The organism is Rhodococcus xishaensis, assembly GCF_004011825.1.
GTDB lineage: Bacteria > Actinomycetota > Actinomycetes > Mycobacteriales > Mycobacteriaceae > Prescottella > Prescottella xishaensis.
The window spans coordinates 161721-184758 of the sequence record NZ_RKLO01000003.1; the positions used below are offsets into that span (position 1 = coordinate 161721).

The window sequence follows — 23038 nt, forward strand, 5'->3', positions numbered from 1 at the left end:
CCCCCGCCTCACAATCCCAGGATCGAGGAGGCGATGATGCTGCGCTGCACCTCGCTCGACCCGCTGTAGATCGACATTTTGCGATAGTTCAAGTACGCCGGGGCAGCTCGTTGGGCCCACAGCGGGCTTGCGATGTCGGTTCCGGCGTCGAAAGGCAGCGAGTCCGGTCCGGCAACGTCGACGAGGAGTTCGGTCGCCGCCTGCTGGAGCTCCGAGCCCCGCAGTTTCAATAGCGACGACGCCGGATCCGGCTTGCCGTGTGCCGAGCTCGCGACCACCCGCAGCTGCGTCAACTCCAGTGCGAGCAGTTCGTTCTCGAGCTCGGCCACCCGGGCCGCGAACAGCGGGTCGTCGAGCAGACTGCCCGACCCGGCCGGCGTGCGGGCCGCGTGCGCCTTCGCCCGCGCCAGCTTGACCCTGGCGCGGCCCACCCCCGTGACCCCGGTCCGCTCGTTGCCGAGCAGGAACTTCGCATAGCTCCAACCGGCGTTCTCCTCGCCGACCAGGTTCTCGACCGGAACCCGGACCTCGTCGAAGAAGACCTCGTTGACCTCGTAGCTGCCATCGATCAACTGGATCGGGCGCACCGTGACGCCGGGTGAGGTGAGGTCGATCAGCAGGAACGAAATGCCGGCCTGCTTCTTCGGGGCGTTCGGGTCGGTGCGGACCAGGCAGAAGATCCAGTCCGCGTGCTGGGCCAGCGTCGTCCACATCTTCTGCCCATTTACGACATAGTGCTCGCCGTCGCGGACTGCACGCGTCTGCAGCGACGCCAGGTCGGACCCGGCGCCGGGCTCGGAAAACCCCTGACACCACCAGATGTCGAGATTCGCTGTCGGCGGGAGGAACCGCGCCTTTTGTTCCTCGGAGCCGAAGTTGGCGATCACCGGGCCGACCATGTTCACGTTGAACGCGAGCGGTTCGGGAACCGCGGCCAACTGCATCTCATCGCGCCAGATGTGACGTTGTACCTCCGACCAGTCGCGGCCACCCCACCGGACCGGCCAGTGCGGCACCGCCAGACCCGCCGCGTTGAGCGTTCGTTGTGACGTGACGAAGTCGTCGCGACCGATTGGCGCCCCTGACGCCACCTTCTCGCGGATCTCCTCGGGGATCTTGGTCCGAAAGAAGGTTCGCATCTCGTCCCGGAACGCTCGTTCTTCGGTGGTCAAAGCCAAATTCATCGACGATATCCTCCGCGTGGATCGGTCGGGTCCTCGATGCGAACGCTACTCTTCTCGGGCGCGTGGAACGGAGGCTTTGCACCGGTGACGAGCATGTCCCGAGTAGCTGCCCCACCCACAGATCGGACACAGCGGCGGTGCCTTCACGGCCGAAGACCGTGAAGGCACCGCCGCCGGTCATACCTACCTACACGTCGGCGATGGCCTCGAGCGGCTTGGTTCGTGCCGCCCGGGCTGCCGGCCACAATGCCGCGAGGACACCGACCACACCGGACCCGATCAGCATCGCCAGCACCTGGCCCCACGGGACCGCGATCTGATCAAGACCCTGGTCAGCGAGCGTCCTCACGAAACCCCAGCCGAACACCACGCCGAGAACCACACCCACGAGTGCCCCGAACACCGCGATCAGGACCGACTCGATATAGATGGTGCGGCGGACCTGGACCCGCTGCATGCCGACCGCCCGCAGCATCCCGATCTCACGTCGTCGTTCGACCACAGAGAGCGCCAGGGTGTTGACGATGCCCAGGATCGCGATGACCACTGCGAGCGCCAGCAGCCCGTACAGCACGGCGAGGAGAGTGTCGATCTGCTGCGCCTGGGTGCCCTTGAACTGCTCTCGGTCCTGGACCTGCACCGCCCCGAAGGGGTCTGTCGCGGCCGCCAGATCGGCAGCCATCGTGGCCAAATCTGCGCCGGGCGTCGCCTTGATCAGCACACCCACGATGAAGGCCATATTCTGCGGCGTCACCTCGTGGTAGACATCGCCGGATACGACCCACGAACCGAGCAGCTGGTTGTCGGCGTAGATCCCGGTCACCGTGGTCATCACCGGCTCTCCGTCCCGACTGACCAGGGTGACAGGGGTACCCAAGTTCCAGCCGCGTTTTGCGGCCTCGGACTCAGCGACGAGCATGTTGCTACCGGTGACGGAGGCCGAGCCCTCCTTCATCTCGTACTCGAGCACGGCATCGGGTGGTCCGCTGAATGCGGTGCCCGTCGCGTCCTCGTCATCGATCGCCACCATCACCGGGTGCAGCCGGACCGCCTCCTCGACGCCGTCCACCCCCTCCGCCGCTTCGGCAGCCTTGGTTTGAACGCCGAGCCCCCAGTGAGGGTCGGACACCTCAAATGGCGTGAGCACGAAGTCGGCCTCGACCCCCGTGTCCACAAGTGCGTTGACACTCGACTTCGCCGACGCGCCGAGCACGCCGATCAGCGACACCAGCATCAGGCCGAGCGTCAGCGCGAATGCAGTCGCTGCCGTGCGCTTGGGGTTGCGGATCGCGTTGGTGCGGGCCAGTCGCCCCACCGGTCCGAACGGCCTGGCGAACACCGCACCGAGAGCGCCGACGACCGGGCGAGACAGCGCGGGCGCGGCGAGGAGCACAGCGAGAACGAGCGCGAAGGCGCCCAGCCCGACGGTCGCCGCCGCGCCACCACCAGTGGACCTGGACCCGGCGACCAGTGCGATCACACCGCCGGCGGCGGCGACGACACCGATCAGGGTGCGCACCTTCAGGGTGTCACCCGCGGACACGGACTCCTCGCGCATCGCAGCGACCGGCGGAACCTTGGCAGCCCGGCGGGCCGGCGCGTAGGCGCTGACCACGGTGACGAGCACACCCAGCACGAGCGCGACGACGGTCGTTCGCGGCGCGACCTGCAGCGCCCCGCCGGGCAGACCGATATCGAACGCGTTGAGCAGGCTGCGCAGGCCGTATGCGAGCCCGACACCGGCGGCGAGACCCAGTGCACTGCCGATCACGCCGATGACGAGCGCCTCGAAGGCCACAGACCGGCCGATCTGGGTACGGCCGGCGCCGATCGCACGCAGCAGCGCGAGCTCGCGCAGGCGCTGCGCAACGATCATCGAGAAGGTGTTGTAGATGATGAAGGTGCCGACCAGCAGCGCGATCGCGCCGAACGCGAGCAGGAAGTAGTTGATGAAGCTGAGGGCCTCGGTGATTTCGTCCTTGGCCTCCTCGCGAACCTCGGCGCCGGTCTGCACCTTGGTGTCGGGTAGCGCTTGGGCGACCCGGTCGCGGAGCTCGTTCGGTGAGATCCCACTGGCGGCGACGTCGATGTATGCGACATGGTTGCCGTCGGTGAACAGCTGGCGGGCCTGTGCATCGGTGAACAGCGCTTCCACGTAGCCGCCGGCGTCGTTCTCGAGCGCGTAGATGCCCGAGACGGTGACGTCGTTCGGCCCGTCCCTCGTCAGCACCTGCGTCTGGTCGCCCACCGCGAGACCCGCCCGGTTCGCGGCACCGTCGTTGAGTGCTATCTGGCCGGCCTGCTCGGGCGGTGTGCCCACCACGAACTCCGCCGGTTCACCGAGCTGTTGGTCCGGCGGCAAGTACGAAGAACCGAAACTCGGTGCGCCGCCGTTCTGCATCGGCTTGCCCGCCGAGTTGAGGACCACGATCGGGCCGCCCGCGTAAGGTGCGACGGCGCGTACCCCGTCGACGCCGCGGATCGTCTCGACGGCGGCGACCGGGACACCGCTCGAGTGCTGCTCGACGGAGCTGACACGCACGTCGACGCCCGTGGCCTCGCTGTCGACGATGCTGTCGAACGTCTTCTGCAAGGTGTCGGTGAACACGAAGGATCCGGCGACGAACGCGGTACCGAGCACCACCGACAACACGGTCAGGGCGAGCCGCACCTTGTGCGCGGCGAGGTTGCGCAACGACACCTTGCGCATCGGGGAACTGGACATGGCCATGGCGTCAGACCGTCTCGAGGTTCTTCATGCGGTCCAGGACCGACTCCGCCGTGGGTTCGCGCAGCTCGTCGACGATCTGCCCGTCGGCGAGAAACACGACGCGATCGGCGAAACTCGCGGCCCGCGGATCGTGCGTGACGATCACGACGGTCTGGTCGAACTCGTCGACTGCGGCCCGCAGGATCGACAGCACCTCACCCGACGATCGTGAATCGAGATTTCCGGTCGGCTCGTCACCGAAGATGATTTCCGGCCGCCCGGCGAGGGCGCGTGCGCACGCGACGCGCTGTTGCTGGCCGCCGGAAAGTTCCCCCGGACGGTGGTCGAGGCGATCGCGCAGACCCAACCGGTCGATCACGGTGTCGAGCCAGTGCTGGTCGCCCTTCCGGCCGGCGATGTCGAGCGGCAACGTGATGTTCTCGAGCGCCGTGAGGGTCGGCACCAGGTTGAACGCCTGGAAAACGAACCCGATCCGGTCCCGGCGCAGCTGCGTCATCTTCTTGTCCGACAGTGCGGTCAGATCGGTCGCACCGATCAGCACCGAACCCGACGTCGCTGCGTCCAGGCCGGCGAGGCAGTGCATGAACGTCGACTTGCCGGAGCCGGAAGGCCCCATGATGGCGGTGAACTCCCCCCGCGCGAACTCCGCGGACACCCCCGCGAGTGCGTGGACCTGGGTGTCCCCCGTGCCGTAGACCTTCGTCAGGTTGACCGCTCGCGCGGCAAGTGTGGTGTCGGTGGGCATCTCGGTTTCCGTTGGCATGCCCAACATCTTCACCCGCGGGCCGTGCCGGAAACCATCGGGGACATCCCTGATCTTGGACCCCGAAGCCGAAGCGGGTCAGTCGTGGGAGAAAGCGCGTGCGATTTCCCGCTCGATGTCGAGGTACGGCTCACCGGAGACGTCGGCTGTGACCCTTGCGACAGTGCCGCCGCTGAATCGGAACGGTGCGCTGTAGAGGCGGGTGACGGACTGGCCGGTATCGCGGCCGACCCGGATGCCCTCCCCCACGGCGGAGAATGTCGCCGGCTGGAGCCGCATCCCCTCGAGCGTCCCCATCTCGTGCTCGTCGATGTACAGCGTGGTGTTTCCCACCGGGGTGAAGTCGTCGTCGGCGGTACCGGTGCGTTCGAAACGTACCCCGAGAACGTGGGCGTCCCGGGGGATGCGGTCCGCGGAGACGACTATCTGCTCCTCTTCCCCGAGGAAGTTGTTCACGTACTTCAGGTGGCCGTCCTGCACGAACAGCGTGTGCCCGCCGAGCCTGCCCCCATGCACGTACAACACGCCTTCGGCGTCGTCGGACTCGATGGTGACCTCCGCCAGCAACGAGAACGTGCGGCCCCGGATCTCGAGCGCTGCGCCCGGGCCCACCTCGGCGGCATCGGGGTAGTAGACCGACGAAGTGCGGTCGCCCGTCAGGTAGGGACGCTTCCGCCCCGCGATCGACAGCATGCCCAAATCGTTGAGCGGTAGCCCGTCGTACTTGGCGGCCTCGTCGAACCACAGCTCGCGCATCTCGTCGAGTTTGTCAGGGTGTGCTGTGGCGAGGTCGTCCACCTGGCTGCGGTCTTGCTCGATGTGGAACAGTTCCCACCGGTCCTCGTCGAAGTGCGACCAGTCCGACGGAGTCGCTGCGTGGACGGTGTCGGCGAACCAGCCCTGATGCCAGATCCCGCGGGTCCCGAGCATCGAGTAGAACTGTGTCGTCTTGCCGGTCACCGCGTCCGCGTCCTCGAGGATCGTTCGGAAGCTGGTCCCCTCGAGCGGTCTTTGCGGGATCCCCTTGACGGTCAGCGGCGGGTCGAGGCCGAGCAACTCGTAGACCGTAGGCGTGATATCGCAGACGTTGATGTAGTGATCCCGAACCTCGCTGCGCGCCGAGATGCCGTCCGGCCACGAGATCAGACACGGATCGGCGATACCGCCCTCGTGTGAGGCGTACCGCTTGAAGAGCTTGTATGGAGTGTTGAACGCCATCGCCCAACCGATGCAGTAATGGTTGTATGTCTCCGGACCGCCCAAATCGTCGATCTTCTCGAGATTGCCTTCGATCCGATCCGCGTAGCCGTTGAAGAACCTGTGCTCGTTGAACGAGCCGTGGGGGCCGCCTTCCCCACTCGCACCGTTGTCCGACAACACCACGATGATCGTGTTGTCGAGTTGTCCGGACTCGTCGAGATAGTCGAGCAGACGGCCGATCTGCGCATCGGTGTAGCTCAGGTAGCCGGCGAACACCTCGGCCATCCGGCAGAACAACCGCTTCTCGTCGTCGCCGAGCGAATCCCACGGGCGGACGGTGTCGAGCTCCGGCCACGGAGTGCCGTCCGCACTGACCTCGTCCACATATGGGTTCATCGGCGACAGTTCCGTGTCCTCCGGAACGAGTCCGAGACGCTTCTGGTTCTCGAGGACGATTTCCCGATACTTCTCGTACCCCATGTCGAACCGACCTTTGTATCGGTCGGCCCATTCCTTCGCTACGTGATGCGGTGCATGACCGCAACCCGGACACAGGTAGAGGAACCACGGCTTGTCGGGCGCGATGACCTTCGAGTCCCGAATGAACTCGATCGACTTGTCCGCCAAGTCCTTCGACAGGTGGTATCCGTCTTCAGGCGCATACGACGGGTCGACGGGGTGGTTGTCGTAGACGAGATTCGGGTACCACTGGTCGGTCTCGCCGCCCAAGAACCCGTAGAACCTCTCGAATCCCCGAGAGAGTGGCCAATTGCGTTTGGTGGCAGCAAGATTCATCTCCTCGAGCGGTGTCATGTGCCACTTGCCAACCGCGTACGTGTTCCACCCCTGCTCACCGAGGACCTCGGAGACGAGCGCACAGTCCGCAGGAATCCGCCCGCTCGAGTTCGTGAATCCTTCGGTGAACTCCACGATCGTCGCCATGCCCACCGACGTCGCGTTGCGGCCCGTCAGCAGCGACGCCCTCGTCGGTGAACACAGTGCGGTCGTGTGAAACTGGCTCAACGTGATTCCACGATCGGCGATACGACGCATATTGGGCATGTCGACCAATCCGCCGTACGTGTCCCACGTACCTATGCCGATGTCGTCCCACACCAGATACAGAATGTTGGGCGCCCCCTCCGGCGCCCGGGACTCGGTGAACGGCGCCCAGTCGGGCGTCGATTCCCGGATGTCGACCGATACCTTGCCGGTGAATTCCTCAGCCATGGCTGGGCCCTCCCCATGCGACTGCAACTCCATCATCACACGCACGGGAAGGACACGGGCCGATTCGACGTCGACATCCGCGGCCGTCACCGCGATACCCACCGTTGAACCCACTACTCTCGAACCCATGCGGATCGGAGCCCACCTACGGCAGGACGACGACCCTATCGGGATCGGTGAGAGTCTCGGTGCCGACATTGTCCAACTCTTCCTCACCGACCCGCAGAAATGGGACAAGCCGGAACCGCACCCGCAGACCGAGCGCATCCTGCGGAGCCCGATCGACGTCGTAGTGCACTCCTCGTACGTCATCAATGTCGCCAGCCTCAACAACCGACTCCGCATGCCGTCCCGCAAGGCCGTCGCCGATCAGGCCGCGGCCGCTGCCGAAATCGGTGCGCTCGGACTCGTCGTCCACGGCGGCCACGTCCGAGACGGCGAAGACCCCGCTGCGGGAGTCACGAACTGGCGCAAGCTTTTCGAACGACAACAGGACAAGGGCGGCTTCGCGGTTCCGATTCTCATCGAGAACACTGCCGGCGGAGACTTCGCGATGGCCCGGCATCTCGACGCGATCGCCCGTCTGTGGGATGCGGTGGGCGAATTCGGCGCTGGGTTCTGCCTCGATACGTGCCACGCGTGGGCCGGAGGGGAGGAATTGCCCGGCATCGTCGAGCGGATCAAGGGGATCACCGGCCGGATCGACCTGGTTCATCTGAACAACTCACGCGACGAATTCAACTCTGCCCGTGACCGCCACGCGAACTTGGCCACGGGCACGATCGACCCTGCGATGCTCACCGACATCGCGTCCGCGGCCGGGGCCCCGCTGATCCTCGAAACACCCGCCGAGGGGATCGCCGACGACCTCGCCTACCTGCGCGATGCGCTCACGGCTGGCTGACACGCCGAACGCCAGATACCGAATCGGACACGAGGCGCGTCAAATCCGGACCGATCCGGAATCGACACTTACCATCCCGAGATATGACGAATTTCCGGTCCCACCGCAAGCTCGCCATGTCCTCCGTCGCTGCCGCGGCCCTCGCCCTCGCCGGGTGTACGAACGCGGAGTCCGAGCCAACCGCATCGGCCCCGCTCACTTCGTCTGCTTCCGACTCCGAAGACAGGAACAGCGACGCGAAGGCATTCAAGGCGTCCGACGGCGCGATGACTGCGGTGCCGACCGGAACGGCACCACAGTCCGAGGCTCCATCTCCGGACGCCGCGCTCGCCGTCACGGACATGCTCGTGACCAGCCACGACGGGTTCGACCGTGTGATCTACGAACTGGGCGGCACCGGGACGCCGGGGTGGCGAGCCGACATCGTCGAAACCGCCGTTCAGCAGGGCAGCGGCCACACGATCACAGTGAACGGCCAGGGAATACTGCAGGTCCTGATCGACGGCTCGTCGATTCCGTCCACGATTGGTATCGAGCCGTACTCCGGCCCGAATCCTCTCGAGGTCGAGAACCCAGGTGTCGTCACAGAGGTACAAGAGGCCGGTGTCTTCGAGGGCACCACCCAGACACTGATAGGCCTTTCGAAGCCGGACGTATCGTTCCATGTCTATAGCCTCAGCGATCCGACACGACTCGTCGTCGATGTAGCGCACTGACGTCCGACTCCCCCTTCCCAAGCCTGAGGTGGAGGGAGTGGATCAGAAGTAGCGACGGATGTTGTGAACCTGGAAATCGGACAGCGGCGTCAGCCCGATCGGGACTCCGGCGCTGTGTGCGTTGAACGCCTTACAGAGCAGAAATCACTCCCGTCACAGGTTCGAGTTGAACGAACAGCGGGGAGCGTGGCCGGATTCGAGCCGCATGGCGACCAATCCGTCGCCGTTCGACCAGGTAGTGACTGTAGTGGTCAGTCGCGTGGGCGACGCCTGGCAAACTTGTCGCTCTTGCGGCCGAACTTCCCGCCAGCCCTGTCGTTGCGACCGCCGCGAGAAGGACGCCCAGATGGGGGACCCTGATCGAGCTGTAGCTGGATCAGCACTCCGGAGATTCGCGTGGCGCGCAGCGCCTCCACCGCCTCTCCGGACAAATTCGCCGGCAGCTCGACCAGGCTGTGGTCGGGCCGGATGCTGATGTGCCCGAAGTCGCTGCGGCGCAGACCGCCCTCGTTCGCGATGGCCCCGACGATCGCCCCCGGCACAACCCTGTGCCGCTTGCCGACCGCGATGCGATAGGTGGCGAACTCCTGGCCCTCGCGGCCGAACCGCGGACCGTCGTCAAACCGGCGGGCCGGGCGCTCACGCGGCTCGCGGCGCGGCGGGGCCGGCGGCTCCGGCTCCATGAGGAACGATTCACCGTCACGGGACTGCACCGCCAGCGCCGCGGCGATATCGGCGAGCGGGACGTCGTGCTCGCGCTCGTAGTCCTCGATCAGCCTGCGGAACAGAGCCAGGTTCGGCGAAGCCAGGCTGGCGGTGATCGAATCACCGAACTTCGCGACCCGCTGCGTATTGACGTCCTCCACCGTCGGCAACTGGATCTCGGTGAGCGACTGCCGGGTGGTCCGCTCGATAGCCCGGAGCAGGTGGCGTTCGCGCGGTGCGACGAACAGCAACGCGTCGCCAGCGCGTCCGGCGCGACCGGTACGGCCGATGCGGTGCACGTACGACTCGGTGTCGTGCGGTATGTCGTAGTTGACGACGTGCGAGATGCGGTCGACGTCGAGGCCGCGAGCCGCGACGTCGGTGGCGATGAGGATGTCGAGAGCACCGGCCTTGAGCTGGCCGATCGTGCGCTCGCGTTGGGCCTGCACGATGTCACCGTTGATCGCGGCGGCGGAGAAGCCGCGGGCCCGCAGGCGCTCCGCGAGGTCCTCGGTGGCCTGCTTGGTTCGGACGAAGATGATCATCGCCTCGAACGGTTCGACCTCGAGGATCCGGGTGAGCGCGTCGAGCTTGCGCTGGTGCGCCACCTGCACCCACCGCTGGGAGATGTTCGCGGCGGTCTGGGTCTTCGCCTTGACTGTGATCTCGATCGGATCGTGCAGGTACTGCTTGGAAATCTTGCGGATCGCGGGCGGCATCGTCGCCGAGAACAGGGCGACCTGCTTGTACTCGGGAGTGTCCTCGAGGATGCGCTCGACGTCGTCCTGGAAGCCCATCTTGAGCATCTCGTCGGCCTCGTCCAGAACGAGGTAGTCGAGGTTCGACAGGTCGAGTGTGCCCTTCTCCAGGTGGTCGATCACCCGACCGGGGGTGCCGACAATGATCTGCGCGCCGCGGCGCAGACCCGACAGTTGCACCCCATAGGCCTGACCGCCATAGATCGGCAGCACACGCACGCCCGGTATGTGGGCGGAGTACTTCCCGAACGCCTCCGCGACCTGCAGCGCCAACTCACGCGTCGGCGCCAGGATGAGGGCCTGCGGGACCTTCCGGTCGACGTCGAGGCGGGAGAGGATCGGGATCGCGAACGCGGCGGTCTTACCGGTGCCGGTCTGCGCGAGACCGACGACGTCGTTGCCGGCGAGCAGCGGAGGAATGGTCGCGGCCTGGATCGGTGAGGGCGACTCATATCCGACGTCGGAGAGGGCTTGGAGCACACGTTCGTCGATGTCGAGTTCGGCGAAGGTGGCGGGATTGCTGTCGGACTGCGGGTCACGCTCGGTGTCACTCATTTGACCAGTGAGTTTAGTCGATGCGTGGTAGGGGCCTTGCCCCGACCGCCCTCGACGTGCACCAACGCTGCGACCTGCACCGAACGCACGCTCGGATGCGTGGAATGTGCGTGTCGTCGAGTCCGTACACGCGTTCGAGTACGGATTCGGCTCCCCTGTCTCCTACGGTTCTCGCACGCGCCACCGAGGTCGCGACCGACGAGTTCGCGGCCGAGGATGTGAGCAAGCACGAGGCCGCATCTGCGCGTTCCACACTGCGCTCGAGTTGGCTCGGCAGAATCGGCTTCTGAATTTCAGCCAAAGCCTTGCGGAAGCACTGGAGAAGGATAAAGAGTCACGGATGATGACCCCGGACCGCGTCTCTGTGAGGCTCGTGCCCAGTGCTCGTCCGGCCATTCGAGATGGGGTGACGCATGCCGTCAATTGGCGCCTCGCTTTCTTGGATCGTGGCGTCCGCTGTTGTCGCGCCCCTGATCGCGGGCCTGTTTCCCCGCAAGTTGGTGCCCGGGGTCGTACTGCTTCTACTCGCTGGGATCATCATCGGTCCGCACGTCCTCGATATCGCCGGATCGGAAAACCCGGGCCTGCTGGTTGCGTTCGTGCTGCTGATCTTGCTGGTGCGTTCCGGCCCGGTCTTCATCTCGGCGCGATTCGATCGCGGATCGAATGGCACCGATCCTTCCTTCACCGTTCGAGAACGCACCCAGTTGGCCTTGTATGCGGGAACGGGGTTGCCGGTAATCGTGGCTGTCGCGGGAGTGGCGGTCGGTGCGGGAACTATGACGACCGCGCACGCCTCCGCCCTCGTGGCGGCAGGGGCGATCACGGTTCTCCTGTTCCCACTCCGCGCATCGCCGATCGGTTCGGCAGGGAATCGCCTTCTCAATCTGGAATCGGATGCGGTGGAAAGCCATTCCGCCAACAAGGAGAAACCGAGGAGCTGACACGTGACCCGAACCGACCCCACTCGAGCGCCGGCCAGGGCAGTGGTGGTCCTGGCGACTCTCATTCTCGTCGCAGCCGTCGCCAACCTGAACCTTGCGGTCGCGAACGTCGCGCTGCCCGACATCGGCCGAGCATTCGACGCGAGTCAGACGCAGCTCAACCTCGTCGCTGTGGGGTACTCGCTGGGGCTCGCGGCATCCGTCCTCTATTTGGGTGCCCTGGGCGACCGCTACGGTCGCAAGCAAATGCTGGTGTTCGGCATGGCGCTGTCGCTACCGGCGTCGGCGATCGCGGGTTTCGCGGGTACCGTCGAAATCCTCTTCCTCGGGCGCGTTCTCGGCGGGGTCGCAGCAGGATTGGCCTTCCCGACGACGTTGGCGCTCATTACCGCGCTGTGGTCGGGGCCGCCTCGTACTAAGGCGATCGCCCTGTGGTCGGCACTGGGCGGGGCGATCTCCGCACTCGGACCGATCGTCTCGGGTGCGCTGCTCGAGCAGTTCCCATGGGGTTCGGTCTTCCTCGTGACCCTTCCCCTCGCCGCCCTTGCGCTCGTATGTGCCCTCGTCTGGGTGCCCGCCCACGTCAACGAGACGTCAGATCCCGTCGACAACCTGGGCGGCATCATCTCGGTGATCTTCATCGCCGCCCTCGTTCTGGCGATCAATTTCGCACCCGTGGACGGTGCCGGGGCTACCGCCATCGGGCTGGGCGTAATTGCGCTGGCTGCGGGCGCAGCGTTTTTTCTGCGGCAACGCCGGGCGAAGCACCCACTGTTCGACCTACACGTCGCCTCCCGTCCGACGTTCTGGGTGGCCGCGGTTGCCGGTTTGGTGGTGTTCGGCTCGCTCATGGGCGCCATGTTCATCGGGCAGCAGTTCCTCCAGAACGTACTCGGCTATTCGACACTCGCGGCTGGGTCGGCGATCATCCCGGCTGCCGTAGCGATGATCTTCGTCGCGCCCCGGTCAGCGACACTCGTCGAGTCGCACGGTTCCCGGTTCACCCTGTTGCTCGGGTACCTGTTCGTCGTCCTCGGATTGCTGGTCGCGTTGCTTTGGTGGAAGGAGAATTCGAGCTACCTCGAGGTCGCTGCGGCCTACACCTTGGTCGGCATCGGCGTGGGGTTCGCGGGGACTCCGGCGTCACGCTCGCTCACCGGTTCGGTGCCCGTGTCGCGGGTGGGTATGGCGTCCGGTACGTCCGACCTACAGCGCGACCTCGGTGGTGCGATCATGCAATCGATCCTCGGCGCGGTGCTCACCGCCGGCTACGCCAAGTCGTTGTCGGCGGCGATTGCCGCTTCGCCGGAGGCGAGTCAGACAACACCGGAAACTCAAGCCGCGCTGACGAAGTCGTTCTCGAGCGCGGTTGTGCTCGCGGAACGTTATCCGCAGTACGCCGACCAGATCATTGCTGCTGCACGTACTGCTTTTCTCGCCGGTGACAACCGCGCATACCTTGCCGCGATCCTGGTGGTGTGTGCGGGAGCGACGTTGGTGTTCTTCTGCTTCCCGCATCGCGACGAGGAGAAGCGGATGTTGGCCGAATACGCAAAGTGATGGGCGGATGCGCCTTGTGGCGCCTGACGTACCGAGGCGGATCGACCCAAACACCATGGAGTAATTTTTCAAGAATGGCACCTTCCGTGATCAAGACGAATCGACGACGAACTCTGGCCGCGGTCGCAACCGCGTTGCTGCTGGTTCTCGGGGCGGCGTGCTCGGGCGGCTCGTCATCGACGGACGGCTCCGCAACCGCCACCGAGGTGCAAACGAGCCTTGACGCGGGAACACAGCTTGACTCCGCTATGGCCGACCGCATCGACGCGGCTATCGAGAACACGATGACGACAGCATCGATTCCCGGCGCGATCGTTGGCGTCTGGGGACCGGACGGCAACTACGTACGGGCGTTGGGAGTAGCCGACAAGACGTTGAGCACTCCGATGAAGACCGATTTCTACAGCAGAATCGGAAGTGTCACCAAAACATTTGTCGTAACCGGGGTTCTACAGCTTGTCGACGAGGGGCTTGTCGCTCTCGACGATCCCATCTCGATGTACGTCGAGGGCGTGCCGTCAGGCGATGAGATCACCCTGCGGCAGCTTGCCGGGATGCAAAGTGGGCTCCCCAATTACACAGCGAATGCGGAGTTCCAAAACGCGCTGTTCAAGGATCCGCATGCAGCCTTCACTCCGCAGCAACTCCTTGATTACGCTTTCGCCGAGCCCGCGGCTTTTCCGCCTGGACAGGGATTGCAGTATTCCAATACGAACACGATTCTTCTCGGGCTTGTCGTCGAGAAGGTCAGTGGGATGTCGTTGCCAGAGTATCTGAGTCAGAAGATCACCCAACCGATGAACATGGACCACACGAGTCTGCCTGTCACCAATGCGTTTCCGGAACCACATCCGACTGGCTACACCCACCAGACCGCTGACGGCGAGGAAGCGGTATCTACGGACTGGAATCCGTCATGGGGAGGGGCGGCGGGAGCGATGATTTCGACCCTCGACGACCTTCGCATCTGGACTCCTGCCCTGGCTACCGGAGCGTTGCTGCAGCCGGAGACTCAGGCGCAGCGGCTCGAGATGGTGGCTGTGGAGGGTGCGCCGTCCGAGATCAGCTACGGGCTGGGGATCTTCGACGTCGGGGGCTGGCTCGGGCACAACGGCAGCATCCCCGGCTACCAGACCGTATCTATGTATCTCCCGGAGAGGGAGACGACTCTCGTGATCATGGTCAACAGCGACATCCCCTACGAGGGAAACGATCCCAGCGCGATGCTCGCCCAGGCGATCACGGAGATCATCTCGCCGGACAACGTCTTCCGTCTCGGTGCCGGCGCGTAGGAGGCGGACTCGTCCGTGTCGCGGACTCCCTCACCGGGCCCCGTGAGCTAACCGACTGACATGAAACGCTAAACGAGCCAGGCGGCCAGCCACGGCAGGTCGGCGTCGTCAGCGTCGTCAGCGTCGTCGGCCCGGGCGGCCGCACGGGTCAGGGCGACAGGCGACACGTCCAATCCGGTGACATTCCACAGCCCCCGGGTTCTTGCCGTTTCGGCAATAGGACTATCGGATTATCGGGCTGGTCACTCAAAGTGGTGCCATGACGCACGATCATGCACTGGACGCGACCGATCTCTGCACCCAGGAGTTCTGGGACGCGCGCTACGACTCGACTGCCGCGGTGTGGAGCGGGAACCCCAATCCGCACCTCGTGGAACAGGTGACCGATGTCGCACCCGGAAACGCCCTCGACGTCGGCTGCGGAGAGGGTGCCGATGCTATCTGGCTGGCCTCCCGCGGGTGGGATGTCACCGGGCTGGACGTGTCGCCGGTCGCGTTGGCCCGTGCAGCCGCGCGGGCCCTGGAGGCGGGCTCCGAGATCGCGGACCGTACGTCGTGGAAACAGGCCGACCTCCGAACCTGGGAGCCCCCCGCCAACCGGTTCGATCTCGTGTCGGCACACTTCATTCATGTGCCCGCTTCAGACCGCCGAGTGCTACACCGTCGAATGGCAGCGGCCGTGCGGCCCGGCGGGCGACTCCTAATCGTGGGTCACCATCCGTCCGACTTGCAAACCTCCGTCGGCAGATTCGATTTCCCAGACCTACTGTTCACGGCGGATCAGGTTGCTGCCGAGCTAGATCCGGACGACTGGGAAATCGTCATGTGCGCGGAACCGGCGCGCGAGGCGCTCAATCCCGAAGGGAAGCCGGCCACAATCCGTGACACAGTGGTGCACGCCATTCGTCGGCGCTGACGACCACCTGCTTCGGTACGGCTGCCTGGCTCGGTACGCCCGCAAGCCGGCCAGCTTGTGGGGACTGGTGAAGAGTCTGCGATGCACACGAGCCTGATTCCTGAACGCCCGCCTCGAGACGATCCAAGGAAGCTTCACATCTCACCCCGAGATCGGCAGCAGGGGAACCCCGTAGATAGCTATGGCTCGTTCAGGTTTCGATCGGAACGAGCCATGGCACCTACTCCCTCTGCACCAGGCAGGGTTATCGGTCACAACACGATCAGCATCCGATGGGCGATGTTGTTGTCTCGCAGCGGCCTTAGTGCCAACCGCGCTAGCACCAATGCGTTGTCGTCCCCAGCGATGCGGTTGGAGCTGAGCTCCCCGCAGGACAAGCACTGGTGGATGATCGTCCATTCACCAGCGTCCCGGACCGAAATTCCCAGCGCCTCCATGCGGCCACGGCAAGTGGCTGCGCGGTCGCCCGGGACGCGGCGGTCAACATGCAGACTGGTCAGGCAGTTCGGACAGTGATTGCGGTGCGCGGTGCCTGGCGCGTCCAGGGACACGTCAAGCCGGCAGCCGACGCATCGGAAGTCGTTTGCTCGGTGCCCACCCTGACCATGCAGGACATCCTTGTGCCGCTGCGGCCGCCGGTTGGCCTTCATTCGGACGTGTGAATTCTTGTTGCGTTTCGACACGAGGTCACCTCCTTCCTGGCTATTCAGAGGTCGCTGAAGGATTCGAGCGGAAACGGTGGCTGTGCCAAGGGCCGCACCGCCGTACGCATCAAGATGAGCTGATTGTCATCGGCACAAACGTGGTTCGAGGTCAGTTCATCGCAACGCATACATCGATGGATCACCATCCACGCACCGGTGCGATCCATGGCGATGGCGATGGGTGGCATTCGGCCGTGGCAGTCGCTGCCGCCACCCTCGACGTGGTCGAGAACATGCTGGGAGTACAGGCATGAAGGACAGTGGTTTCGTCGGACGCCATCTCTGGTGACCGTGGACACGGCCAGCCCGCACCATGTGCAGGTGAACGTACCGATCTTCAGGGCGTTGCTAGGTGTGCTCGAATGAGACTTGTTGCTGGACACCCGATGTGCTCCTTGCTACGAGGTCTGCGATGACAGCAAGAGCGGGCCGAGTGGCCTCGCCGAATTGGCCCACCCCGTAGGCCACAAGAAGACGGCCGATCCAAGGGTGTGGCTGAATCAAGGCACCGGCTACAGCACGTCCTGGCACCGTCCCCATCGAGGACAGTGTCGTGTTTCCAACGGCTGATTAGGCGATGCAGCGAGGCGCACTCGGCGCGGGCTGGGGCATAAAGCTCATTTCTTGGGCGCGGCAGGCCCGGACGAGGTCTTCAGTGGCTGCGCGAACCTATCAACAGGCTTGTCGTGCTGCAAGCAAATATTGTCTTCATCGGGAAGTGTGCGCCGTGCAGTGGACGACGTCGACCATGAGTACTCCACCCTCACGATCGAAAGACGGTGCGTCACGATCGGCGGGAAGCCGATGATCGACACCCGAAGCCCGAGGCCGGCGCCTGTCCACGTACGCCGATTGGACGACAAGAAAACCTTCTGGGGTGCGGCGCTCTTCAACGCCGGCGAGGAAAGTACCTCGGATCTCGACAAGGCCGAGTTGCCTGGCTCGACAGGAACCGGTGCAATGCGTCGCCAAGGACCCTGCCCAGGGACGACCCGGCCCACACCCCCGGAATGACAGGGATCACAATGTGGACGACCCCGTCGCCTGGAAAGGAACCAGCCGTGTCTGATACGACACCCATCCCCACCCACTGGTACAACATCGTCGCGGACCTGCCGGTCGCCCCGCCGCCTCACCTGCACCCGGGCACACGGGAACCCGTCACGGCCGAGGACCTGGCTCCACTCTTCCCGAGCGCCCTCATCGAGCAGGAAGTCACCACCGAGCAGTACGTCGAGATCCCCGAGCCCATCCGCGAGGCGTACCGGACGTGGCGTCCCGCTCCGCTGATCCGTGCGCGTGAGTTCGAGAAGGCCCTCGACACCCCGGCACGGATCTACGTCAAATACGAGGGTGTCAGCCCGGTCGGCAGCCACAAGACCAACACCGCGGTCGCGCAGGCGTACTACAACGCCGAGGACGGCGTAAAGAAGATCACCACCGAGACCGGCGCCGGCCAGTGGGGCAGCGCACTGTCGTTCGCGTGCGCCAAGTTCGCTATCGCGCTCGAAGTGTGGCAGGTGCGCGCGTCATACGAGTCGAAGCCGTATCGCCGACACCTGATGGAAACCTACGGCGGCACCGTACGGCCGAGCCCGTCCGAGCTGACCGAGTCGGGCCGCAAGATGCTGGCCGAGTTCCCCGACACCCCAGGATCGCTGGGCATGGCGGTCACAGAGGCCGTCGAGGTCGCCGCGAACGATCCCGACGCACGGTACGCGCTGGGCAGCGTCCTCAACCATGTGGTGTTGCACCAGACCGTGATCGGTCTCGAGGCCGTCGAGCAGTTACGGGCCACCGGCGAGACCGATGCCGACGTCGTGTTCGGTTGCGCCGGTGGTGGCTCCAACCTCGCCGGCCTGGCTTTCCCGTTCATCCGAGAGGTGCTGCACGGCAGGGCGCAGACCCGGATCGTGGCCGCCGAACCGGCCGCGTGCCCGTCGATCACCCAGGGCGAGTACCGCTACGACCACGGTGACGTCGCCGGCCTGACGCCGCTACTGAAGATGCACACGCTCGGCCAGGAGTTCGTGCCGGATCCGATCCATGCCGGCGGCTTGCGCTACCACGGCATGGCGCCGCTGCTCAGCCACACCGTCGACCTCGGCTACGTCACGGGCCAAGCCATCGACCAGACCGACTCCTTCGCCGCAGGTGTGCTGTTCGCGCGCACGCAGGGCATCGTCCCCGCGCCGGAGTCGGCGCACGCGATCGCCGCGGCCGCCGAGTACGCCCGCGAGCTGACCGAGCCCGAGGTCCTCGTGATCGGCCTTTCCGGCCACGGGATGCTCGACCTCCCCGCCTACCAGGCGCACATCGACGGGGCCCTGATCTCGACGACCTAGCTGCCTCGACAACCTAGCTGCGCAGAGGCTCCGCCGCGGCAACCACTCGATCGGGTGATCCCGGCACTCGTCCGGTGCCGGGTGCTCGGGCGTATCGTCGGAGTAGAGAGCGAAACGGAGCACGCGCATGCACTATGCGACGCGCGAGAGAGCAGGTCGCACGCTGGCCAAGTCGCTGAGCCACCTTCGCGGGTCCGACCCCGTGGTGCTCGGACTTCCCCGCGGCGGCGTCCCGGTCGCATTCGAGGTCGCGAAGGCACTCGACGCGCCTCTCGACGTCATCCTCGTTCGCAAGCTCGGCGTGCCATGGCAACCCGAACTGGCGATGGGGGCGATCGGTGAGGGCGACGTCGAGGTGTTGAACGAGGACGTTGTACGCCACGCGAACCTGCCGCGTGAGGCGGTGGACGAGGTTCGCACAAAGGAACGACAGGAACTGAAACGGCGGGCCGAGGCGCTGCGCGGACGCCATCCGCACGCGCCATTGGCCGGCCGAACCGCCATTCTCGTCGACGATGGGATGGCGACCGGGGCGACAGCCGCGGTCGCCTGCCAGGTCGCGCGGGCGGCGGGCGCGAGTCGTGTCGTGGTCGCGGTACCCGTGGCGTCCCCGGAGGCCATGTCCCGCATGAGGGTGTGTGCCGACGAGGTCGTTTGCCCATTCGTTCCGGCGGACCTCGGCGGCGTCGGTGGCGCGTACATCGACTTCCATCAACTCGACGACGTCGAGGTGACAGACTTGCTCGCACGCTCCCACGAAAAAAGTACGTGACCGAGGAAACACTCCCCATGCCCGCGTCGATATACGGACCAGGGAAGAGCGAAGCCTGGGAGGATCCGTGACCGTCTCGGAAAAACAGATTCACAAAGTCGTCGATGCTTGCCGCACACGCCTCGGCGACCCGGCCGGATGGGTGTCGCCCGACGCGTACCGGCGCAGTCTGGCCCTATGCATCATCGAGTCGGTCCAGGCTGCCGGGGCCCGGTTCGCCGACGCCGGATCGGTGGTCGACAGGTACCTCGCGTACCGACGAGCCCACGACCCCGGTCCGGTCACTGATGGCGCACGCACCCTGCTGAGCACGTTCGAACAGGTCGGCAGTGCCGATCAATGGGCCGGCAAGATCGGCAACTACAAGCGCCGCTACTCCGAGTCAGCGGCTCCGCTGCGGGCTCGCGAGATCCAACGAGCCGCCGAACGCCTCCACGCACTGCACATCGACTCCGTCGCAGATCTGGTCGACGCAACCCATGACTCCCACACCGCGAGCGAAGTGCGCACCGCATGGCACGAGTCCAGCGGAACTCACGACAACACCACCTGGCTACACCTACTTCTGCTTGCCGGCGCAGCCAACGCCGACGATACGGCCGCCGTCGAGGAGTTCGTGCGAGAGGCGCTGACCGGATCGTCGGAACCCAGCGCAGCGAGCGCGCCCGCATCGGAAGTTCTCGCTGCAGCGGCCGAGGAGCTCGGCGTCACACCAGCCGCGCTGGAATACGCGGTGCTGCGGTGGCGATGCACCTGCGACGAACACTTCCTGCCCGTCGCCTGACGGATCGAACCCCTGCGCAAGAGTTCGTCAGAACTCGCGACGCTGTCGTTTTCACAGGTCGGGACCCGATCGACGCAAATCGGGCGACCAGCTCCGTGCAAAGACTCCTCGAATGTGATGCAATGCACATCCAACATGACATTTCTTGGAGGGGTCAAAGTGCGTGAGTATTCGGTTCCACAGTCGTTCACCATCCCGGACGGCGCGTCGATGGCCGACACTGTCTTCCGGTACGAAGAGGAATGCCCGAATCACATCCCGTTCAAGAAGCCTGTCGGCGGCGACTGGGTCGATGTAACCGCGGCCCAGTTCGCCAAAGAGGTCAAGGCTGTCGCGAAGGGCTTGATGGCATCCGGCATCGAGCTCGGTGACCGCGTCGCGATCCTGGCGGCCACGCGCTACGAGTGGGTCCTCCTGGATTACGCGATCTGGACCGCGGGCGGCTGCACGGTTGCGATCTACGAGACCTCGTCCGCCGATCAGTCGAAGTGGATCCTCGAGGACTCGGCCACATCCTTGCTCGTCGTGGAGACGTCCGCGCATGCCGAGCGGGTCAAGGACGTCGCGGAGGCTGCGCCCGCATTGCGCGAGGTGCTGCAGATCGATGCCGGCGCGATCGATGAACTCGTCACTCGCGGTGCCGGCATCAGCGACGACGAAGTGCACGAGCGCCGACGGCAGGTAAGCGCGTCGTCGCCGGCCACCCTCATCTACACGTCCGGCACCACGGGCCGCCCGAAGGGCGTTCAGCTCACGCACGGGAACTTCTTCGCCGAGTCGGCTTCCGTCCGGATCGCGATCAGCGATGCGATGAAGGAAGGCAAGCGCACCCTCCTGTTCTTGCCGCTCGCGCACGTGTTCGCCCGGGCCATCTCGTTCGGCGCGTTCGACGCGAAGGTCACGGTTGCGCACACCGCCGACCTGACCACCTTGCTCGATCAGTTCGCCGTGTTGAAGCCGAACTTCATCCTCTCGGTCCCCCGCGTATTCGAGAAGGTCTACAACTCTGCGAAGCAGAAGGCCGAGGACGGTGGCAAGGGCAAGATCTTCGCCAAGGCCGCCGAGACCGCCATCGCGTGGAGCGAGGCACAGGACAAGGGCGGGCCCGGGCTGGGCCTGCGCCTGCGTCATTTCGTCTTCGACAAGCTGGTCTACGGCAAGCTGCGTGAGGCCCTTGGCGGCGAGTGCGAGCGCGCCGTGTCGGGCGGTGCACCCCTCGGCGCCCGCCTCGGCCACTTCTTCCGCGGTATCGGCGTCCCGGTCTACGAGGGCTACGGCCTCACCGAGACCAGCGCGGCCATCACCGTCAACACCACGAAGGACATCAAGATCGGTTCGGTCGGCAAGCCGATCGACGGCCACGCCGCACAGATCGCCGAGGACGGCGAGCTCCTCGTCCGTGGCCCGGTCGTGTTCGGTGGCTATTGGCACAACGAGGCGGCCACGGCCGACTCGATCCGCGACGGATGGTTCCACACCGGCGACCTGGGGACGATCGACACCGAGGGTTATGTCAAGATCACCGGCCGCAAGAAGGAGATCATCGTGACGGCCGGGGGCAAGAACGTCGCCCCTGCAGTGCTCGAAGACGCGCTACGCGCACATGCACTGATCAGCCAGTGCCTGGTCGTCGGTGACGCAAAGCCGTTCATCGGCGCCCTCATCACCCTCGATCCCGAGGCTCTGCCGGGTTGGAAGGAGCGGCACGGCGTGTCGGCCGACACCCCGATCTCGGAGATCGTCAAGCATCCCGACCTCGTCGCCGAGATCGACGCCGCTGTCTCCGAGGGCAACAAGAAGGTGTCCAACCCGGAGCAGATCAAGAAGTACCGGATCCTCGACGTCGACTTCACCATCGACACGGGTGAGCTGACGCCCACGCTGAAGCTCAAGCGCAACGTCATCCACGAGCGACACGCCGACACCATCGCTCGGATCTACGCCTGAGCCGCGACAACGCAACAAGCAGAATCGGGCCCGGATGCCGCTGGCATCCGGGCCCGATTTACATTCACACTGCCCTGCGGAGCACTACAGAGGCCTGCGGAGCCCTGCGCAGCCTTGTGGAGAGCGGCCGAGAGCGAGTTCTAGCGCGAAGATCTAAATCGCGGCCGCTCCGAACAGCGCCCGGGCTAGAGCCACCTCGCCGATGGCGTCCAGGTTGACCAGGGGGCGCCGACGCCAGAGCGTCAGCAGCAGATCTTGCGCAGGTCCGCGCAGCGCTACGTCGCCTTTTCGGTGTTCGCGAGTGACCTCGACGGCACCGGATCCGAACGCGATGTACCACTCTGCCGACTCGGTATCGGTGCCGTGCAAGTGGATGGCGTGCCCCTCGAGCGAGTCCGGGAGCCGTCCGCCTCGCGCGAGGCGTACCAGAAACACGTGCGCCCACTCGTCGATGCCATCTGCCGCGACCTGCGGATCAAGTTCGGCAACTGGCGGGCCGCCCGCGGCCCGCAAGGCGTCGGCCACATCTATCCGGTGGACCGCTACCTCATGGGTCTGCCTCCGCAACCACCATGCGACCGTGCCCGGTCCAGCCATCGTGGGTGCGGGCTTTCCGATGTCGATACGAGTGAAGGCATCGAGGAGCGAATCGAGTGCCACCCGGTAGGCGGCAAGACAATCCGCGCCTCGCGGCATGTCTCCGTTACGACGGATAGCCGATAGCGGGGTCTCGGCGGAAGCCTCCAACGCGGCGACAACCCACTGATGCACCTTGCCGGTGTGGCGCACCACATGTTCGACGGTCCACCCGGGGACCATCGGCACCGGTTCGGACAGAGCCGCAACGGGGGTCGCGGCAAGCATCTCGCCTTGCTCGCGTAGCGCGGACTGAAGACTCGCGGGATCCATCAGCCAACGGTAACGCCGAGCATGAAGTCCGCGAGGTCGTTCGTCACCGCCAAAGAGCGTCACGACTCCATCGTGTCGAGAAACGGCCCACATCGGGCAGGCTCATTCAGCGGGCGAAC

At 65.3% G+C, this 23038-nt stretch carries 19 protein-coding genes; 11 read left to right on the forward strand and 8 right to left on the reverse strand.

The window, feature by feature from the left end; all coding sequences use genetic code 11:
- Window positions 1-8: 8 nt before the first annotated feature.
- From EGT50_RS08180 to EGT50_RS08195, 4 genes are all read right to left on the reverse strand, one after another.
- A complete protein-coding gene (locus EGT50_RS08180; RefSeq protein ID WP_127952762.1) occupies window positions 9-1184 on the reverse strand; it encodes an acyl-CoA dehydrogenase family protein in 1176 nt (391 codons plus the stop codon).
- Window positions 1185-1371: 187 nt separating this feature from the next.
- On the reverse strand, window positions 1372-3909 hold the full coding sequence (locus tag EGT50_RS08185) for an ABC transporter permease (protein ID WP_206615792.1): 2538 nt from the start codon (window positions 3907-3909) through the stop codon (window positions 1372-1374).
- A 10-nt stretch (window positions 3910-3919) separates the two neighbouring features.
- Window positions 3920-4687: an ABC transporter ATP-binding protein gene (locus tag EGT50_RS08190; protein WP_127953874.1), complete on the reverse strand. Its 768-nt coding sequence runs from the start codon at window positions 4685-4687 to the stop codon at window positions 3920-3922.
- Window positions 4688-4756: 69 nt separating this feature from the next.
- Complete coding sequence (locus EGT50_RS08195) at window positions 4757-7108, reverse strand: arylsulfatase (protein ID WP_127953878.1); 2352 nt, start codon at window positions 7106-7108, stop codon at window positions 4757-4759.
- 127 nt (window positions 7109-7235) lie between these two features.
- Between EGT50_RS08195 and EGT50_RS08200 the strand changes: the two genes are divergently transcribed.
- Window positions 7236-8012 (forward strand): deoxyribonuclease IV, encoded by a 777-nt coding sequence (locus EGT50_RS08200; protein ID WP_127952768.1) that lies wholly within the window; start codon window positions 7236-7238, stop codon window positions 8010-8012.
- 83 nt (window positions 8013-8095) lie between these two features.
- On the forward strand, window positions 8096-8728 hold the full coding sequence (locus EGT50_RS08205) for an AMIN-like domain-containing (lipo)protein (protein ID WP_127952771.1): 633 nt from the start codon (window positions 8096-8098) through the stop codon (window positions 8726-8728).
- A gap of 251 nt (window positions 8729-8979) precedes the next feature.
- Here the strand turns inward: EGT50_RS08205 and EGT50_RS08210 are convergent, their stop codons facing one another.
- On the reverse strand, window positions 8980-10746 hold the full coding sequence (locus tag EGT50_RS08210) for a DEAD/DEAH box helicase (protein WP_127952775.1): 1767 nt from the start codon (window positions 10744-10746) through the stop codon (window positions 8980-8982).
- A 110-nt stretch (window positions 10747-10856) separates the two neighbouring features.
- Here EGT50_RS08210 and EGT50_RS08215 point away from each other — a divergent pair, with 110 nt between their 5' ends.
- From EGT50_RS08215 to EGT50_RS08235, 5 genes are all read left to right on the forward strand, one after another.
- Complete coding sequence (locus tag EGT50_RS08215; RefSeq protein ID WP_127952777.1) at window positions 10857-11036, forward strand: hypothetical protein; 180 nt, start codon at window positions 10857-10859, stop codon at window positions 11034-11036.
- Between the two features lie 156 nt (window positions 11037-11192).
- A complete protein-coding gene (locus tag EGT50_RS17230) occupies window positions 11193-11690 on the forward strand; it encodes a hypothetical protein (RefSeq protein WP_235870649.1) in 498 nt (165 codons plus the stop codon).
- Between the two features lie 3 nt (window positions 11691-11693).
- Complete coding sequence (locus EGT50_RS08225; RefSeq protein ID WP_127952780.1) at window positions 11694-13250, forward strand: MFS transporter; 1557 nt, start codon at window positions 11694-11696, stop codon at window positions 13248-13250.
- 74 nt (window positions 13251-13324) lie between these two features.
- Window positions 13325-14542: a serine hydrolase domain-containing protein gene (locus tag EGT50_RS08230; RefSeq protein ID WP_127952783.1), complete on the forward strand. Its 1218-nt coding sequence runs from the start codon at window positions 13325-13327 to the stop codon at window positions 14540-14542.
- Between the two features lie 259 nt (window positions 14543-14801).
- Window positions 14802-15458 (forward strand): class I SAM-dependent methyltransferase, encoded by a 657-nt coding sequence (locus tag EGT50_RS08235; RefSeq protein WP_127952786.1) that lies wholly within the window; start codon window positions 14802-14804, stop codon window positions 15456-15458.
- A 251-nt stretch (window positions 15459-15709) separates the two neighbouring features.
- Here the strand turns inward: EGT50_RS08235 and EGT50_RS08240 are convergent, their stop codons facing one another.
- Both EGT50_RS08240 and EGT50_RS08245 read right to left on the reverse strand, forming a co-directional pair.
- Window positions 15710-16108, reverse strand: a complete 399-nt coding sequence (locus tag EGT50_RS08240) for an RNHCP domain-containing protein (protein WP_127953881.1) — start codon at window positions 16106-16108, stop codon at window positions 15710-15712.
- A 56-nt stretch (window positions 16109-16164) separates the two neighbouring features.
- On the reverse strand, window positions 16165-16545 hold the full coding sequence (locus EGT50_RS08245; protein ID WP_127952789.1) for an RNHCP domain-containing protein: 381 nt from the start codon (window positions 16543-16545) through the stop codon (window positions 16165-16167).
- Window positions 16546-17187: 642 nt separating this feature from the next.
- Here EGT50_RS08245 and EGT50_RS08250 point away from each other — a divergent pair.
- From EGT50_RS08250 to EGT50_RS08265, 4 genes are all read left to right on the forward strand, one after another.
- Complete coding sequence (locus EGT50_RS08250) at window positions 17188-18507, forward strand: TrpB-like pyridoxal phosphate-dependent enzyme (RefSeq protein WP_206615781.1); 1320 nt, start codon at window positions 17188-17190, stop codon at window positions 18505-18507.
- 127 nt (window positions 18508-18634) lie between these two features.
- Window positions 18635-19279, forward strand: coding sequence for a phosphoribosyltransferase (locus EGT50_RS08255; RefSeq protein ID WP_127952796.1), 645 nt, complete (start codon window positions 18635-18637; stop codon window positions 19277-19279).
- Between the two features lie 67 nt (window positions 19280-19346).
- On the forward strand, window positions 19347-20063 hold the full coding sequence (locus EGT50_RS08260; RefSeq protein ID WP_127952799.1) for a heme peroxidase: 717 nt from the start codon (window positions 19347-19349) through the stop codon (window positions 20061-20063).
- A 159-nt stretch (window positions 20064-20222) separates the two neighbouring features.
- Entirely contained in the window at window positions 20223-22010 is a 1788-nt protein-coding gene (locus tag EGT50_RS08265; RefSeq protein WP_127952802.1) for an AMP-dependent synthetase/ligase, read from the forward strand.
- Between the two features lie 153 nt (window positions 22011-22163).
- On the opposite strand, the gene EGT50_RS08270 is transcribed toward EGT50_RS08265, so the two are convergent.
- Window positions 22164-22919 carry a maleylpyruvate isomerase N-terminal domain-containing protein gene (locus EGT50_RS08270; RefSeq protein ID WP_127952805.1) on the reverse strand — a complete coding sequence of 252 codons (756 nt, stop codon included), beginning with the start codon at window positions 22917-22919 and terminating at the stop codon, window positions 22164-22166.
- Between the last annotated feature and the right edge of the window lie 119 nt (window positions 22920-23038).